Raw genomic sequence first — 15,951 nt, 5'->3', positions numbered from 1 at the left:
CTGGTGCTGATGTTCGGCACCGATCTCTTTGATTGCGGACCGGCTTGATGCCACGGGCACTTCCTGACTCTCTCCCGAAACGTGCCGATTTTTTGCGTGCCGCTGCACGTGGCCGCAAGGTGGCGCGGCCTGGCGTTGTGGTGCAGGTATTCAAGACCAGCCCTGGTGATCAGCTCCGGCTGGGGCTGACGGCGAGTCGCAAAATTGGCAATGCCGTGGCACGCAACCGCGCGCGGCGAAGGCTGCGGGCGGCGTTCCGCTTGGAATTGGCGGTGCGCCGGGCGCGCGGCGAAGTGGCGGGCGCGGATATCGTGCTGATTGCCCGCAAGGACAGTGCCACGGTGGATTTCACGCATTTGCAGGCGGACATCGGTGCGATTCTGGATTTGTCGTTTGGACATCAATCGTCCGGGCCGGCTGGTGCCGTGAACGGCCCGTCTTCATGACGCCGCAGGCCCGCGCTTTGCGCGGTGCGGTGCGCGCGTATCAGCTCATCGGCGCTGCGGTGCTGGGTGGCCAGTGCCGATTTTACCCTTCGTGCAGCGCATATGCGATGGAGGCGTTGGATCTGCATGGCGCGGCGCGCGGAAGTTTGCTGGCGGTGCGGCGGATTCTGCGGTGTCATCCGTGGCATGAGGGCGGCATTGATCCCGTGCCGCCGGCACCGCGACCGGCCCTGATGGTTTGCGACGCTCCCGAGGCTTCCTCGTTACCGAACGAAAAGACAATTCATGGATAATCGCCGACTTTTATACGCTATTTCGATCTCGCTCGTGATCCTGGTGATCTTTCAGGTGTTGGGCGGCTATTTCCTGCCCAAGCCGCCGCCGAAGCCGATCGTGGCGCACAGCACGGTATCGCGCACGATGGCGCCTGCGAGCGGTGCCGCATCGTCCGGTGCGGCGCCGGGCGTACCGGGCGAGGCGACAACGGCCGCGGCCGCCGCGCCGCGACTGATGATCGATGCGCCGGCGATCAAAGGCTCGATGAGCCTGCTGGGCGCGCGGCTCGATGATCTGGTTTTGACCAATTACCATCAGACCGTCTCGAAAAAATCACCGCTGGTGCAATTGCTGTCGCGGCCGGGCGGCAAGAAATCGTATTACGTGCAATTCGGCTGGGATGCGGCACCGGGTTCGGCGCTGGCGGTGCCGGGGCCGCAGACATTGTGGACCAGTTCGGCGGGGACGCTGTCGCCCAATCATCCGGTCACACTGTCGTGGAACAACGGCGCGGGCGTGACGTTCGAGCTGCTGATGACGGTCGATACCGAATATATGGTGACGGTGCAGCAGCGGGTAGTGAATGCCGGCAAGACTGCGGTTGCGGTGTTTCCGTGGTCGCGCATCCGGCGGGACTATCTGCCGACGGTCGAGGGGTCGTTCACGCTGCACAAGGGGCCGATCGGCGCGTTCAAGGGCACGCTCCACGAAATGAGCTATGATGGCGTGAAATCGGGTGGCAAGCATCCGCAGGTCGGCCAGGCACCGGGCACGGCATTTCAGGACACGAATCTGGGCGGCTGGGCCGGGATTACCGGAAAATATTGGCTGACCGCGCTGATTCCGAGCCAGGGCACCGAGATGACCGGTGCCTATCGGTATCTGGAGCGGCCGGGCGATCCGAAGCAGGGAGCCTGGCAGGTCGATTACATGACGGCCAAGGCGATCGATGCGGCACCGGGTGCGACGTCGGGGACCACGCTGCACGTGTTCGCCGGGGCCAAGGTTCTCAGCATTCTGAACGGGTATGAGGCGAAATATCATATTCCGCTGTTCGAGCGGGCGATCGATTTCGGGTGGTTCTTCTTTCTGACCAAGCCGATTTTCGAGGCGCTGGATTATCTGGCCTCGGTGTTCGGCAACTATGGTGTCGCGATCATCGTATTCACCGTGATGTTGAAGCTCGTCCTGTTTCCGCTGGTGCGGACGTCGTACCGGTCGATGGGGCGGATGCGCGCGGTGGCCCCCAAGGTTGCTGCCATCCGCGAGCGGCTGAAGGACGATACGGTCCAGCAGCAGAAAGAGATCATGGCGCTCTACAAATCGGAGGGCGTGAACCCGGCGGCGGGCTGTTTACCGATGCTGCCGCAGATTCCGATTTTCTTTTCGCTGTACAAGGTGATTTTCATCTCGATCGGGATGCGGCATGCGCCGTTCATGCTGTGGGTGCATGATCTGGCGGCCGAGGACCCGACCAATGTATTCAATCTATTCGGGCTGATTCCGTATCATCCGAGCACGTTGTCGCCGTTCCTGCATCTGGGCGTGCTGCCGATCATCATGGGGCTGACGATGTGGGGCCAGCAGAAGCTCAACCCGCCGCCACCGGACCCGACGCAGGCAAAGATGATGCAGTTCATGCCGGTGATCTTCACGTTCATGCTTGGCCGCTTCGCCGCCGGGCTGGTGCTGTATTATTGCATCAACAACTCGCTGACGATCCTGCAACAATGGTTCATCATGCGCGGCGTTACGCGGCCGCCGCGGCGCCAAGTTGATGTGAAGGCCTGACGATGCCCGAGGTTATCCCCCCCGATCCTGAAATCGGCGAGGCTGCGGCGCTCGAAGCCGGGCGGTTGCTGTTCGCGCAGAATACCCAGTTCGTGCACGCGGCGCAGACGGTGGAAGGCTTGCTCGAGGCGCGCGGCATCGAAGTGGCGCTGGCCGGGCGCTCGAACGTCGGCAAGTCGACGCTGATCAATGCAATCACCGGACATGTCGCGCTGGCGCGCGTGGCGCAGGCGCCGGGGCGGACGCGGCAGCTGAATTTTTTCCAGGTCGGTGAGGGTCGGCTTTCGATCGTGGATATGCCTGGCTACGGCTATGCCGAAGCGCCGAAGGCGGTAAAGCGGGACTGGCAGGGGCTGATGTTTCGCTATCTGCGCGGCCGGCCGAACCTGCGGCGGGTACTTCTGCTGATGGATGCGCGGATCGAGGACAAGCCGGCGGATCACACGATCATGGGGATTCTCGATAAGGCGGCAGTGGCGTTTCAGATCGTGCTGACCAAGGCCGACAAAATGAAACCCGAGGTGCTGGCCCGCAAGCATGAAGCGATTCTGGCGATTGCGCGCAAACATCCGGCGGCGCTGAATGATGTTATCGTGACATCGAGCGAGACCGGGCTGGGGATTGCCGAATTGCGGGCTTCGATCGCGGCGTTGGTAGTTTGAGGTGAGGGAAGGCGAGCACTTCTTTTTTTGAAAAAAAAGAAGCAAAAAAACTTTTGTTTGTGGGGCCTGCTGCGGTTCAAACGCCCGTGTCCCAGAATCAGAAAGTTTTTTTGCTTCTTTTTTACAAAAAAGAAGCCGTCCCTTCCCTGTTTCCGCCGACTTGACCCCGCGCCCCCCTCACCATAGACGGCCCCAAGCCAAAGGAACCTCGTGCCGCCATGACCAGTACCGACCGCCACGCCGACGCAGCCGAGCAGGCGCGCATCGTTGCCCTCGCCCTGCCCTACCTGCGGCGCTACGCCGGTGCGACGATCGTCGTGAAATACGGCGGTCACGCGATGGGCGAAGACGCGCTGGCCGATGAATTCGGCCGCGATATCGCGCTGCTGAAGCAAGTCGGTATCAATCCGGTCGTGGTGCATGGCGGCGGGCCGCAGATCAATGCGATGCTGTCACGCCTGAAAATCCAGTCGACCTTCGTCGATGGCCTGCGGGTGACCGATGCCGCCATGGTCGAGGTGGTGGAGATGGTGCTGGCCGGCACGGTGAATAAAATGGTCGCGGGGCTGATCAACCGCGCCGGGGCGCTGGCGGTGGGGATTTGCGGCAAGGATGGCGGGTTGATCCGTGCGCGCAAGCTTACACGGACGCGGCGGGACCCTGGCAGCGCGATCGAGACCGCGCTCGACCTCGGGTTTGTCGGCGAGCCTGAGCATGTCGATGTGCGGGTGATCCATGCGCTGACCGGTGCAGGGTTGATTCCGGTGATTGCGCCGGTCGGCGTCGGGGCGGATGGTGCGACGTATAATATCAATGCCGATACGGTGGCCGGGGCGATTGCCGGGGCGCTGGGCGCGAACCGGCTACTGATGCTGACCGACGTGCCGGGGGTGCTCGATCGCGAGGGGCAGTTGATGGCGGATCTGACAGTCGATCAGATCGATGCGATGCGCGCCGATGGCACGATATCGGGCGGCATGATCCCGAAGGTGGAGACCTGTATTGCCGCGGTGCGCGATGGGGTGAAGGGGGCGACGATTCTGGATGGCCGGGTGCATCACGCCTGCTTGCTGGAATTGTTCACCGAGGGCGGCATCGGCACGTTGATCCACGCTTAAGGCCGAATTTTGGTTTGTGACTAAATGTTGCGACGGCGGGGCTGCGTTCGGCGGCAGACAAGCCCTGCTTTATTGTAAAAAACCAGCAAAAAACTTTCGTTGATCCGAGACGCGGGCGTCTTCGCTGGCACTGGCCGAACCGGGACACCGGTGATTATGCCCGTATTTCGTTCGCGAAAAAGCCGGGTCTCCCCTCCCCTCACCGCGCCGGTCACACGGACCCCGACGGGCACGTGATTGACGCGGCAGCGCCGCGGCCTTACGTTCCGGCATGGCAGCATCATTGTCATTTTTTAATGATGAGGTCCGCTTGGCCCGCCGCTGGCTGCGGGCCGGCTTGCCGAAGTCGGGTTTTAACCGATCTTCCCTGTTCTGGTTCGGTCTTGAAAGAGGTTTCGATGCGTCGAGTGACGAGTGGACGTGCCGCCGCGGTTGCCGTTATGGCTGGTATCAGCATTGCCCACGCCGCCGCCCCGCCCCCGCCCGCCGTGAGCGTAGTGGTGGTGCACAAGCAGAAGGTCTACCAGGAGACGTCCTATATCGGGCGCATCCAGGCAACCCAGATTGTCAATCTGGTGCCGCGGATCACCGGTTATCTGGAGCAGCGACTGTTCCACCAGGGTGGTGACGTCAAGAAAGGCCAGTTGCTCTACGTGATCGAGCCTGGTCCGTATCAGGCGGCGTTCGACCAGGCCAATGCGGCGGTTTCATCGGCGGAGGCGACCCTGGCAAATGCGAGGATCACACTCGGCCGGTCGCAAGCGCTGTTACATACGCCGGCGGGTCAACGTTCGACGCTCGATAACGACCGTGCGACCGAGCAGAGCGATGCCGCCAACGTGGCTTCCGCCAAGGCGCAGCGCGAGACCGCCGCGATCAATCTGAGCTACACGCAGATCCGCGCGCCGATCAACGGGCGGATCGGGCCGACCAATATCAACATCGGCAACGTCGTGAGCCCGACCACCGGCACGCTGGCGACCGTGGTGAGCCAGAACCCGATCAACGTGACGTTCTCGATGCCGGCGCGGGATGCGCTGAAACTACGTCAGGAATACGCCAAGCAGGGCGGGCTCGATGCGGTGGAACTGCAATTGCGGCTGCCGGACGGGCGGATGGACAAGCAGACCGGTACGCTCGATTTCACCAGCAACCAGATCAGCCAGACGACCGACAGTCTGGCGATGCAAGGCACCATCGCCAATCCGGTAATCCCCGGGCTGGGCAAGGCGAAGGTGAACAATCGCGAACTGACCAGCGGCGAATTCGTAACGGTTGTGGTGCGGGCGAAACATCCGGTCGAGCAGATCGTGCTGCCGCGCGATGCCGTGCTGTCCGACCAGCTGGGCGATTACGTGCTGACGCTCGACGCACAGAACAAGGTGGTTCGGACCAGCATCAAGCTCGGTCAGACCACCCCCGCGACGGCGACGGTTGCGAGCGGGCTAGCGCTGGGTGCCAAGGTGATCGTCGATGGGATCGAGAAGGTGCACCCCGGCATCGTCGTTAAACCTGATGTGGTGAAATCGCCCGTGGCGCAGGGATAAGCCGATGATTCCTTCATTTTTCATCGATCGGCCGCGTTTTGCGATCGTGATTGCGATCGTGATCACGATCGCCGGTGCGATTGCGATGACTCGGATACCCGTGGCGCAGTTTCCCTCGATCGTGCCGCCATCGGTGCAGGTAAGCGCCACCTATCCCGGCGCCTCAGCCAAGGTGGTGAACGACACGGTCGCGGAGCCGCTGGAGCAACAGATCAACGGGCTGAACGATGAGATTTATTATTCATCGACCAGCGCCAACGACGGCACCTACGGCCTCACGGTGACCTTCAAGCTCGGCAGCGATCCTGACATCGATGAAGTGAACGTTACCAACGCGGTGCAGCAGGCGCTGACGCAATTGCCCTCCGAAGTGCAGAAGGAAGGCGTGACGGTGACTAAAAAATCGTCCTCGGTGCTGCAATTCGTGTTTTTCTATAGCCCAGACAACAAGCTGACGCCGCTCGAGATTTCCAACTACGTCAAGATCAACGTGCTCAATCCGTTATCACGGGTGGCAGGCGTCGGTCAGGCGCATATGTTCGGTGAGCAGGATTACTCGATGCGGGTGGTCTACAACACCAACCGCCTCGCCGAGCTGGGGCTGACGCCGGGCGATCTGATCAGCGCGATCCAGGACCAGAACACGCAGGCGCCGGTCGGTACGATCGGGTTGATGCCGATCGGCCACGATCAGCAGTATCAGCTTTCAGTGCAGACCCAGGGCCGGCTGAGCACGGTAAAGCAGTTCGGCAACATCGTGATCCGCGGCAACAAGGATGGGTCGCTGCTGCGGCTCAAGGATGTCGCGAAAATCGCGCTCGGGCCGCAGAGCGAAAATCAGATCGACCGGATCAACGGCCATCCCGGTGTCGCGATCGGCGTGTTCTTGTCGCCGGGTGCGAATGCGGTGGCCACCTCCGCGCGGGTCGAGAAGGAAATCGCAACGCTGGCGAAGCGGTTTCCCAAGAGCCTGTCCAACAAGACGGTGTATAATTCCAGCTCCTTCGTGTCCGACACGATCGATGAGGTGATCAAGACGCTGATAGAAGCGTTCGTGCTGGTCGTGATCGTGGTGTTCCTGTTTCTCGGCTCGTGGCGCGCGGCACTGGTGCCCTCAATCGTCGTGCCGATCGCGCTGCTAGGCAGTTTCGCCTTCATGCTGGCACTGGGTTATTCAGCCAATACCGTCACGTTGCTCGCGCTGGTGGTCGCGACCGGGCTGGTGGTGGATGACGCGATCGTCGTGGTCGAAAACATCGAGCGGGTGATGGAAGAAAACCCGGAGATGTCGTCCAAGGAAGCGGCCAAAGTGGCGATGGCGCAGATCCAGGCACCGATCATCGCGATCATGCTCGTGCTGCTGTCGGTGTTCGTGCCGACCGCGTTCATTCCGGGTCTGTCCGGCCTGCTATTCACCCAGTTTGCCGTCGCGATCAGCACCGCGATGCTGATTTCGGCGCTGAACGCGCTGACGCTTTCGCCCGCGCTGTGCGCGCTGCTGCTGCGCCGGCAGACCCATAAACGCGGCGTCATGGCGAAGATCCTTGGGTTCATCGATCGCACGCGCGACGGATATGCCAATTTCGTCGGCAAGGTGATCAAACGCTCGGTGCTGGTGCTCGTGGTGATCCTGCTGTTCGGCATCGGCGCCGCCGTACTTGGCAGCATCACGCCGGGCGGCTTCCTGCCCGATGAGGATCAGGGTGCGTTCTTCATCCAGGCGACCCTGCCACCCGGCGCCTCGCTGCAACGCACCGACGCCATGGGGCAGAAACTCGCCAAAATGATCCATACCCTGCCGCAGGTGAAGGACGTGATTGCGATCAATGGCTACTCGATTCTGGATTCGGCGACCGAGCCGAACGCGCTGTTCATGGTCGCGCATCTGAAGCCGTTCGGAAAACGGCCGGGGGCGGCGAATTCGGTACAGGCGGTGATCGGCAAGGTGTTCGCTATGGGCGCGCAGATCAAAGGCGCGAGCGTGATCGCGTTCAACCTGCCGCCGATTATCGGCCTGTCAACCAACGGCGGGTTCACCTACGAGCTTGAGAACGTGCAATCGGCCAGCGAGCAGAAGTTCAACTCCGTGCTCAAGGCGCTGATCGTCGCGGCCAACGGCGATCCGAAACTCAGCCACGTCTTCAGCACGTATTCGGCAAACACACCCTCGATCTATCTCGATATCGACCGTGCCAAGGCGCAGGCGCTCGGCGTGCCGGTATCCTCGATCTTCGAGGCGCTCCAGGCCTCGCTCGGCGGCTACTACGTCAATCAGTTCAACCTGTTCGGCCAGGTGTGGCAGGTGAACATCCAGGCCAAGGCGCGCGATCGCGATACCGAGGCCGGGATCTGGCGGATCTATGTGCGCAGCAACTCCGGTGCGATGATCTCGATGCGCTCGCTCGCCACCGCGCATACCGTGCTCGGACCGCAGATCATCAGCCGCTACAACGATTCCGAAGCGGCACCGGTCATCGGCAACCCGGCACCGGGCGTGTCCTCGAATGCCGCTCTCGCCGCGATGGCGAAACTCTCGGCCCGCGTGCTGCCGGCCGGCTTCTCGTATGACTGGACGAGTACCGCCTATTTGCAGGAACAGGCGAAGGGCCAGGCGATCTACGTGTTTGGCCTATCGCTCACCTTCGCGTTCCTGTTCCTGGTGGCCCTGTATGAAAGCTGGATCATCCCGATCCCGGTGTTGCTGTCCGTCGTGGTTGGCGTGTTCGGCGCCATGCTCGGCATCGTCATCGCCGGGCTGACCTTCGATCTCTACGCAGAAATCGGACTCATCGTGTTGATCGCGCTCGCCGCCAAAAACGGCATCCTGATCGTCGAATTCGCCAAGGAACGCCGCGAGGAAGGCATGAGCATCCACGAAGCGGCTATCATGGGTGCCAAAATGCGGTTCCGCGCCGTGATGATGACCTCGATCGCCTTCGTGTTCGGCTTGCTGCCGCTCGTAATCGCCACCGGCGCCGCCCAGATCACCCGGCGCTCGCTCGGCACCCCGGTGTTCGCCGGCATGATCCTGGCCAGCGGCATCGGCATCTTCGTCATCCCGCTGCTGTACGTCGTATTCGAAAGCCTGCGCGAACGCACCGGCCGCAGACGCCGCACCCAGCCGCAAGCTCGTATCGCCGAACACGTCGGCGACGACTGAGCGCGGGGGCCAGAGCGCGGGAGTCCGGGGCGGCGCGCAAACAGAGCCAGGCGCGGAGGCGGCATTCCAACGACGACGATCGTCGCAGGCATGGCGCCCCCTGCAACAGGCCGCCACCTGATTGACGATCGATCAATCGAACCTCGCCGGAGCAAGTCTCGTCAACCCGTCGTGAAATGGCTCGCTGTTGACGTCATCGGCTGACATTCCTTCACTGCGACCAATAACATCAACTAAAATTGGATCCGCCCATGTACGATATGAAGAACCTCAAACATCTCGCCACCATCGGTACCCATGCACCAAAGGCGATGCAGGCCTTCGCCGCGTTCGATGCCGCCGCGATGGCGGATGGCGCCGTGCCGGTGAAATACAAGGAACTGATCGCCCTGGGCGTCGCCCACACGACCCAATGCCCCTACTGCATCGAAATCCATGTCGGCAAGGCCCGTGCCGCCGGCGCGACCGATGCCGAACTGGCTGAAACCATCATGGTAACGGCCGCGTTGCGGGCTGGTGCCGCGGTCACCCACGGCACCCATTGTTTCCACGATAAGGCATAATCGGCGTCAGCCGCCAGTGGTTGTAGCGGCCTTGCTGACGCTGGTGACCGCGGTGAACGGCACCGATAGCGCGCCGAGGTTGAGCGATACCGAGTTGGTGCCACTGCTTACCCCGGTTGCCGTGCCGGTCACCGTGAAGGGCAGTGCGGTCGCGGTGCCGCTGCTGCCCTGCCCCATCACCGCCACGGTATACGCACCATCCGGCACCGTCGCGCCACTGGAATCCTTGCCGTTCCAGTTCCACGTATTGCTGCCCTGAGTCGCGGTCAGCGCGGTATCCAGAATTTGTGTGCCGGCACTGTTGTAGACCGCGATCGCCACCGGTTCAGCGGCCGGGGCGGTGAAACTCAGGCTCGCCTTGCTGTTCTGCAACGGCACCTTGTTGGATGTTGCGGTGACTTGACTGCCGAGCATCGCGCTCGCCTGCGTCAGGTCGCCGGCCTGGGTCAGTTGGATCAGCTGCCCCAGGCTCGAATTGGTGTTGATCTGCTGCTCCACGCTGGAAAATTGCACCAGTTCCGAGGTGAACTGGCTGGAATCCATCGGGCTCGACGGATCCTGGTTTTTCAGCTGTGTCGTCAGCATTGTCAGGAAGTTATTGTAGTTGCTTGAGAGCGCTCCGAGAGCGCCACCGCTGGCCGAGGAACTCGATGTACCGGTGCCGGTTGCCGAAGCGGTTGTCGAGCTCGTGCCGCCGGCTGAACCAGCCGCGCTCGATCCGGTATTGGTCAACCCCGCCGCAGCCGCGTTGGCCGCTGCGGTCAACTGGCTTTGCTGGTAGGCGACTGAAGCAATTGTGCCGGACATTTTTACGGTTCCTTTGGTCGGATCATGGCCTTGTCAGGCCATCATGTTCACGCCGAAGCGGCGCATCTGAAGGATGGACTGCGGTGCGGTGCCGCCGATAGCGACGCTCTCTGGAATATGCGCCGCAGCATGACCCAGACGATCATACGTTTGCGCGCTGCCAGGCGCTGGCTGACCGCCTGACTGACGACCCGCCCCATGCTCCAGCGAGCCGCCGCCTTGGCCAGTGCCGCCCTGCGACAGTGTGGCGCCCGCGCCGCCATCGGGGCGCGGTGCGTCGAGATGAAATGTGACGCTCCGATGATCCGCCGGTATCCCGGCTAGGGTCAACATCTGGTCGAGCGCCGCATGGTCGTTCTGGAGCGCCGCCAAGGTGACCGGATGGGTTGCGGCCACCGCAATCGCCGATGTGCCATCGGCCGCACGGTCGATCTGGATACTGACCATCCCGATCGCGGGCGGTGCCATCGCGATCATGAGTCGCGTGCCGCCGGCATCCGCCGCAAGGGGGGCAACCCCTACCATCGCCGTCGCGACCTGCTGCGTGGCGGCATGGAAGGCCGCTGCACCCGCTGTGGCCCCGAGCGGAGCCGCTGCGCCGCCGTCAAATGGTGCCGCCGCTAGCGCGGGGACGGCAAGCGCACCACCGAAGCTTGATCCGCTCGCCAAGACGCTCGCCGAAAGCGGTGCGGTGGCCTTTTGGGCCGGCGTAGCGGCAGGGCCGGCTAGTCCGTGGGCGGGCACGCTTCCCGGAGTCGGATTGCCCTGGCCCCCGGCGGATGGCAGCGTCGTTTCTGGCGAAGGTCCGGCCGGCCCGTAGGCCCGCATCGCCCCCCCCGCAGTCCCGTTGCCTTGGGTCCCGACGGATGGCAGCGTCGTCGCTGGCAAAGGTCCGGCCGGTCCGTGGGCCGGCATCGGGATTCCCGAAGTCGCGTTGCCTTGGAGCTGGACGGATAGCAGGGGCGTCACCGGCGAAGGTCCGCCTTGCGACAAGGCTGCGGCACCCGCCGGACCCGCGGGAACGATGGCAGCTTGTCCACTTGCCGAGGCTGGCACCCCGGCTCCCGCGGTCGGCAACTCCTTCGCTGACGCGTGCGAAGCAGGCCGGCTCGATGCAACGGAGTTGGACAAGTTCGATCCCGTTTTGGATACTGGCGGCCCGGCGGAGGCGACCATCGCGCGTTCGGCCGATTGACCCGCGACAACCGGCGTTGGTGTCATTGGTTGCGGCAACATCGGTTGCGGCGTGGCGGGGAGTATCGTTCCTGCCGGCGGCAGCGCTGGCTGGGGCGATGACGCGACCGATACCGCCAAAGTACTATCCGCGGTCTTCGCCGCGCCCTGCTTGGTCTTAGTTTTGTCCGGTCCTAACATGAGGCCGCCGGTTGAGTTACGACCGCTCGCAACGCCCACGCCCGCCGCCTCTGCCGCCATTGCCTTACTTACCGCGTCGCCACCCCCGAATGCCGGGCCGGCAGCAACCGTCAATTGCGCCTCATTCTGCCCCTTGGTTCCATGGGCATCGGGTGCCGCCACCGGCGTCTCCGACACCATCGGGGGTGCGGAGGGCTTAGCGTGATCGACGGAGCCGCCCTTGCCGGGCGACACAGACGACAGCGCCTGCCTGAACGATGCCGCCGCCGTCGGCGCGACGGCCGCGCTCGACAGGATCGGCGCTGCCCCTGCCGGGAGCGCCCCCGATGGCCCTGATACGGGCGTTGTCGCCGCCGGCGCCGGTTTCACGGGGGCTGCGGCGATAAGGGCATTGGTTGCTACGGGAAGACCAGTCATGCCGCGACCTTTGCAAGATTCCTGCCAACCCGCCACGCATCGCCGGCTGGCGTGAGTTCATCGGGGTTGGCCATAAACCGGGGCTCTCCGCATGGTCACCCGGCACATTTTGCCGAGCCATTTATGGATAGCCCGGCGAAATCTGCCGGGCCGGCGGCAATTTTGCGGCCGCCGGCCCGGCTCAATCCGCGCACCGCCGCCGCGCCGGGCCGCTGGCATGGTTCCTGCAAACTCGTTGGACGCTTCATCTTCACGAACGCGGCCCCATCGGGTCGCAACCCGTTAACAGCAAAACCGCTACACTTCTAGCAACGAGGACAGAATGTCGATTTTTGGCGCATTGGATACGTCGGTCAGTGGCATGCAGGCGCAGTCCAGCGCCTTCACCAACATCAGCGATAACATCGCCAACAGCCAGACCACCGGGTACAAGGGGGTCGATACCAATTTCATAAACTATCTCACCCAGAGTTCATCCACCAGCAATGGTGCCGACTCGGTAATCGCGCGGCCCGACTACAGCAACACAGTGGCTGGAACGATCACGCAAAGTACCAACCCTCTGGCACTGGCGATCAGCGGACAGGGTTATTTCAATGTCAGCGACCCTGTAAGCAGTACCGCATCCAGCAGCGCGACCCAGAATTTTCAAACGCAACAATACTATACGCGGTCAGGCGATTTCAAGTTGAACAAGCAGGGCTACCTGGTGAACGGCACAGGTGCCTATCTGAATGGCTGGTCGATCAACACCACAAACGGTGTCGTCAACACCTCGTCCCTGGCGCCGATCCAGATTTCCCAGGCCACCACGCCACCGATAGCGACGAGCACCGTCACGTTATCCGCCTCCCTGCCGACAACGCCAGCGACATCGCCGGTCAGTACGCAGGTCGATATTTATGATTCGCTCGGCAATCTGCAGCAACTCAATCTCAGTTGGACGCAGACGGGCGCCAACCAGTGGAGCATGGCCGCCTACGCACCCGGCGATACAGCCGGCAACACCGCCAACACCCCGATCGCGACCGCGAGCATGACATTCGGGAGCGATGGTACGTTGAGTACGTTGAGTACCAGCAGCGCCGGCGCTTCGGCATCGAAAAACACGGCCGGGCAACCAGCAACCCTAACGATTCCAGCCAATTTCGGCAACGGCACCCAGAATATCGCGCTCGATTTCGGCACGTTCGGTGGTACCGCCGGTCTGACGCAATACGCGGGCACCGGTCTCAACCTCCAGGGTGCTTCCCAGAACGGCACGCCGCCCGGTAATTTTTCCAATCTCTCGATCGATACGCAAGGCAATATCACGGTCAATTACAGCAACGGCTTCTCCCAGGCCGTCGCTCAGATCCCGCTCGCGACATTCAATGCGCCGGATGCGCTACAGAACCAGAGCGGTCAGCTCTACACCGCGAGCCAGGGTTCGGGCGCCGCCACGATCAACGCGGTCGGCAGCAACGGCAATGCGCTCGTCACCGGCTCGACCGAAAGCTCCAATGTCGACATCGCCACCCAGTTCACCAGCCTGATCACCGCGCAGCAGGCCTATACCGCCAATTCCAAGGTGATTACTACGGCGCAGCAATTATTACAGACCACCGTGAACATGGTTCAGTAACTATTTAAGCGGATAATCATTGCGATGAGCATCGGAAGCGGACTTTTAATCGCCAATAGCGGCCTCGCCGCAATCCAAGCGCAGCTGGCGGTGGTGTCGCAAAACATCGCCAACGCGAACACCGCCGGCTATTCGGCCGAAGCGGCAACGCTGACCGCGACATCGGCACAGGGCCTGGGCAGCGGCGTCATCAGCGGACCTGCAACCCAACAGGTCAACGCTAGTATGCAGGCCCAGGTCAACGCCGCGGTCGGTGATCAGTCGTTTCAGCAAACCACCGCTCAATCGTTGTCCGGCGTCGATCAGGTGATGGGCACGCCGGGCCAGGGTAACGATCTGTCGAGTCTGCTCGGCAATCTCCAATCGGGCTTTGCCACGCTACTGACCAACCCGTCCAACACGGTGCAGCAATCCGCTGTCGTCTCGAGCGCGCAAACGCTCGCCCGCCAGATCAATTCCATTTCCAGCGCGATCAGCAATGCGACGCAGACCGCATCGACCGATGTTGCCACCGGCATCACATCGCTGAATACGTCACTGACCCAGGTCGGCACGCTCAATAACCAGATCATCAGCTTGAGCCAACAGGGCAAAAGCACCGCCGATCTGAAGAACCAACGCGATGCCCTGGTGCAGACCATCGCGTCGCTCACCGGTGCCAAATCCATCGCGCAGCCCAATGGCGCCATCTCGCTCTACACGCCCTCCGGCCAGCAATTGCCAACCGCTGGCGCCGGTGCATTCAAGGCAACCGGAAATCCGCCGGTCATCACCCTCGGCAGCCAGACTGTGACCGGTACGTTCACCGCCGGATCGATCGGCGCCGGCCTGCAACTGGCGACCACCACCCTGCCGGGCCTGCAATCCAATCTCGATAGTTTCGCCCAATCCCTGGCAGGCGGCTTTGCCGCCACCGGCCTCACCCTGTTTTCCGATCCGTCCGGGAATGTTCCCTCAACGGCCTCCGGCTTCGCCAGCGTCATTACCGTCAATCCCAAAGTCGTCGCGACGCCATCGCTCGTGCGCGATGGCACGCAGGCCAGCCCGCTGAACCCCACCGGCGCCACCGGCTTCACCGGCGTGATCAGCGCGGTCGTGACCAGCGCGGCCACAGCGCCAGGCGGCACCCTCGCGACGGCGGCAACCAATGTCACCGCCAATCAGGCGGCGCTCAGCAGCAACGCCCAAACCGCCAGCACCGCGGCTGCATCGCTATCCACCGCTCTAACCAACCAGGCGTCATCCACCAGCGGCGTCAGCATCGACCAACAGATGGGCCTGCTGGTCACGCTGCAGAACGCCTATGCGGCGAATGCCAAAGTCGTCAACATCGCCCAGCAGATGTGGGCAGCCCAGGAGGCCATGATTTCATGAGCGGTTCCATTTCCGGCATCACTGGCGGCACGTATGGCCTGATGCAACAGTTGATCGCCGAGGCCTCGGGAACATCCGCCAAACTCGACCAGTTGACCACGCAATCGACCACCGGCTACGTCGCCGGCACCTACGCCGGACTCGATAACGCGACACCGGGATCGGCGGCGGGCGCCTTGTCGATCGCGCCGCAGATCGCCGGCATCAATTCTACCGTGACCAATCTCAACGCCGTCGCGGGGCAGATGCAGGTCCAGCAGAGCACGATCACCGCGATCAGCCAGATCGCATCGAGCGTGCTGTCGCAGTTCCAGACCGTCAATGCGGCAACACCTCAGGGGGCGCTGACCTCCGCCTCGATGGCGCGTCAGGCCCTGAGCCAGATCGGCAATCTGCTCAACACCCAGGATGGCGCGGCCTATGTCTTCAGCGGCCAGAACAGCGGCGTGCCGCCAATATCGAGCCCGAATTCGATGACGGCAACGCTATTTTATACCAGTATTCAGACTGCGGTACAAAATCTGACGTCCAACCCGAATGCGGCCGCCGCAGCCATCAGCGCGGGCAAGCTAAACACACCGTTCAACAGCGCGCTCGGCACGCTGCAACCGCCTCAGGTACTCGGTGCGGGTGGTGCGCTGATCACCACGGGGCTGGTCGCCAATGCCAACACGCTGATCCCGGCGGCCTCCCCTAGCCCATCTTATTCGCCGCATGTCAGGGATTCGCTGGCGGGTGTGGCTTAAGTCATTGAGTTTGAGCAAAAATATGGGTGCTGACGCCAACCTTGCT

14 protein-coding genes are annotated in these 15,951 nt (G+C 62.6%); 12 read left to right on the top strand and 2 right to left on the bottom strand.

Annotation, left to right across the window (positions count from 1 at the left end; genetic code table 11):
- The first annotated feature begins 47 nt into the window (after window positions 1-47).
- The 8 genes from rnpA to B7X49_RS07585 all read left to right on the top strand — a co-directional run bounded on the left by rnpA (window position 48) and on the right by B7X49_RS07585 (window position 9,563).
- Window positions 48-446, top strand: coding sequence for a ribonuclease P protein component (rnpA, locus tag B7X49_RS07620; protein ID WP_286703282.1), 399 nt, complete (start codon window positions 48-50; stop codon window positions 444-446).
- Window positions 443-739: a membrane protein insertion efficiency factor YidD gene (yidD, locus tag B7X49_RS07615; RefSeq protein ID WP_286703283.1), complete on the top strand. Its 297-nt coding sequence runs from the start codon at window positions 443-445 to the stop codon at window positions 737-739. The genes rnpA and yidD overlap by 4 nt, the downstream gene beginning before the upstream one ends.
- The gene (yidC, locus tag B7X49_RS07610) at window positions 732-2,513 is read left to right on the top strand and encodes a membrane protein insertase YidC (RefSeq protein WP_286703284.1); all 1,782 of its coding nucleotides are present in this window, start codon (window positions 732-734) and stop codon (window positions 2,511-2,513) included. Before yidD ends, yidC begins: the two co-directional genes overlap by 8 nt.
- Before the next feature lie 2 nt (window positions 2,514-2,515).
- On the top strand, window positions 2,516-3,175 hold the full coding sequence (yihA, locus tag B7X49_RS07605; RefSeq protein ID WP_265636845.1) for a ribosome biogenesis GTP-binding protein YihA/YsxC: 660 nt from the start codon (window positions 2,516-2,518) through the stop codon (window positions 3,173-3,175).
- 218 nt (window positions 3,176-3,393) lie between these two features.
- Window positions 3,394-4,293 (top strand): acetylglutamate kinase, encoded by a 900-nt coding sequence (gene argB / locus B7X49_RS07600; protein WP_029312618.1) that lies wholly within the window; start codon window positions 3,394-3,396, stop codon window positions 4,291-4,293.
- 440 nt (window positions 4,294-4,733) lie between these two features.
- Window positions 4,734-5,840 carry an efflux RND transporter periplasmic adaptor subunit gene (locus B7X49_RS07595; protein ID WP_286703285.1) on the top strand — a complete coding sequence of 369 codons (1,107 nt, stop codon included), beginning with the start codon at window positions 4,734-4,736 and terminating at the stop codon, window positions 5,838-5,840.
- A 4-nt stretch (window positions 5,841-5,844) separates the two neighbouring features.
- Window positions 5,845-9,000, top strand: a complete 3,156-nt coding sequence (locus tag B7X49_RS07590) for an efflux RND transporter permease subunit (RefSeq protein WP_286703286.1) — start codon at window positions 5,845-5,847, stop codon at window positions 8,998-9,000.
- A 251-nt stretch (window positions 9,001-9,251) separates the two neighbouring features.
- A complete protein-coding gene (locus B7X49_RS07585; protein ID WP_286703287.1) occupies window positions 9,252-9,563 on the top strand; it encodes a carboxymuconolactone decarboxylase family protein in 312 nt (103 codons plus the stop codon).
- A 6-nt stretch (window positions 9,564-9,569) separates the two neighbouring features.
- Here the strand turns inward: B7X49_RS07585 and B7X49_RS07580 are convergent, their stop codons facing one another.
- Window positions 9,570-10,370, bottom strand: coding sequence for a flagellar hook assembly protein FlgD (locus B7X49_RS07580; RefSeq protein WP_286703288.1), 801 nt, complete (start codon window positions 10,368-10,370; stop codon window positions 9,570-9,572).
- 33 nt (window positions 10,371-10,403) lie between these two features.
- Window positions 10,404-11,039, bottom strand: coding sequence for a hypothetical protein (locus B7X49_RS07575; RefSeq protein ID WP_286838857.1), 636 nt, complete (start codon window positions 11,037-11,039; stop codon window positions 10,404-10,406).
- A gap of 925 nt (window positions 11,040-11,964) precedes the next feature.
- On the opposite strand from B7X49_RS07575, the gene B7X49_RS07570 reads away from it, so the two are divergent.
- The 4 genes from B7X49_RS07570 (at window position 11,965) to B7X49_RS07555 (ending at window position 15,905) form a co-directional block, all read left to right on the top strand.
- The gene (locus B7X49_RS07570; protein WP_286838855.1) at window positions 11,965-12,216 is read left to right on the top strand and encodes a hypothetical protein; all 252 of its coding nucleotides are present in this window, start codon (window positions 11,965-11,967) and stop codon (window positions 12,214-12,216) included.
- Between the two features lie 267 nt (window positions 12,217-12,483).
- A complete protein-coding gene (gene flgE / locus B7X49_RS07565; RefSeq protein WP_286703290.1) occupies window positions 12,484-13,785 on the top strand; it encodes a flagellar hook protein FlgE in 1,302 nt (433 codons plus the stop codon).
- 24 nt (window positions 13,786-13,809) lie between these two features.
- Window positions 13,810-15,159, top strand: a complete 1,350-nt coding sequence (gene flgK, locus B7X49_RS07560) for a flagellar hook-associated protein FlgK (protein ID WP_286703291.1) — start codon at window positions 13,810-13,812, stop codon at window positions 15,157-15,159.
- Window positions 15,156-15,905 (top strand): hypothetical protein, encoded by a 750-nt coding sequence (locus B7X49_RS07555; protein WP_286703292.1) that lies wholly within the window; start codon window positions 15,156-15,158, stop codon window positions 15,903-15,905. The genes flgK and B7X49_RS07555 overlap by 4 nt, the downstream gene beginning before the upstream one ends.
- Window positions 15,906-15,951: the final 46 nt, after the last annotated feature.

Source organism: Acidiphilium sp. 34-64-41, from assembly GCF_002282635.1.
GTDB classification, from domain to species: Bacteria; Pseudomonadota; Alphaproteobacteria; order Acetobacterales; family Acetobacteraceae; genus Acidiphilium; species Acidiphilium rubrum.
The sequence above is the reverse complement of the archived record's forward strand: the minus strand, read 5'-3'. Positions and strand labels throughout refer to the sequence as shown.

What these genes read in the sequence shown, in the direction of transcription:
- rnpA (WP_286703282.1), top strand. Translation starts at nt 48, where the DNA reads ATGCCACGGGCACTTCCTGACTCTCTCCCGAAACGTGCCGATTTTTTG.
- yidD (WP_286703283.1), top strand. Translation starts at nt 443, where the DNA reads ATGACGCCGCAGGCCCGCGCTTTGCGCGGTGCGGTGCGCGCGTATCAG.
- yidC (WP_286703284.1), top strand. Translation starts at nt 732, where the DNA reads ATGGATAATCGCCGACTTTTATACGCTATTTCGATCTCGCTCGTGATC.
- yihA (WP_265636845.1), top strand. Translation starts at nt 2,516, where the DNA reads ATGCCCGAGGTTATCCCCCCCGATCCTGAAATCGGCGAGGCTGCGGCG.
- argB (WP_029312618.1), top strand. Translation starts at nt 3,394, where the DNA reads ATGACCAGTACCGACCGCCACGCCGACGCAGCCGAGCAGGCGCGCATC.
- B7X49_RS07595 (WP_286703285.1), top strand. Translation starts at nt 4,734, where the DNA reads ATGGCTGGTATCAGCATTGCCCACGCCGCCGCCCCGCCCCCGCCCGCC.
- B7X49_RS07590 (WP_286703286.1), top strand. Translation starts at nt 5,845, where the DNA reads ATGATTCCTTCATTTTTCATCGATCGGCCGCGTTTTGCGATCGTGATT.
- B7X49_RS07585 (WP_286703287.1), top strand. Translation starts at nt 9,252, where the DNA reads ATGTACGATATGAAGAACCTCAAACATCTCGCCACCATCGGTACCCAT.
- B7X49_RS07580 (WP_286703288.1), bottom strand. Translation starts at nt 10,370, where the DNA reads ATGTCCGGCACAATTGCTTCAGTCGCCTACCAGCAAAGCCAGTTGACC.
- flgE (WP_286703290.1), top strand. Translation starts at nt 12,484, where the DNA reads ATGTCGATTTTTGGCGCATTGGATACGTCGGTCAGTGGCATGCAGGCG.
- flgK (WP_286703291.1), top strand. Translation starts at nt 13,810, where the DNA reads ATGAGCATCGGAAGCGGACTTTTAATCGCCAATAGCGGCCTCGCCGCA.
- B7X49_RS07555 (WP_286703292.1), top strand. Translation starts at nt 15,156, where the DNA reads ATGAGCGGTTCCATTTCCGGCATCACTGGCGGCACGTATGGCCTGATG.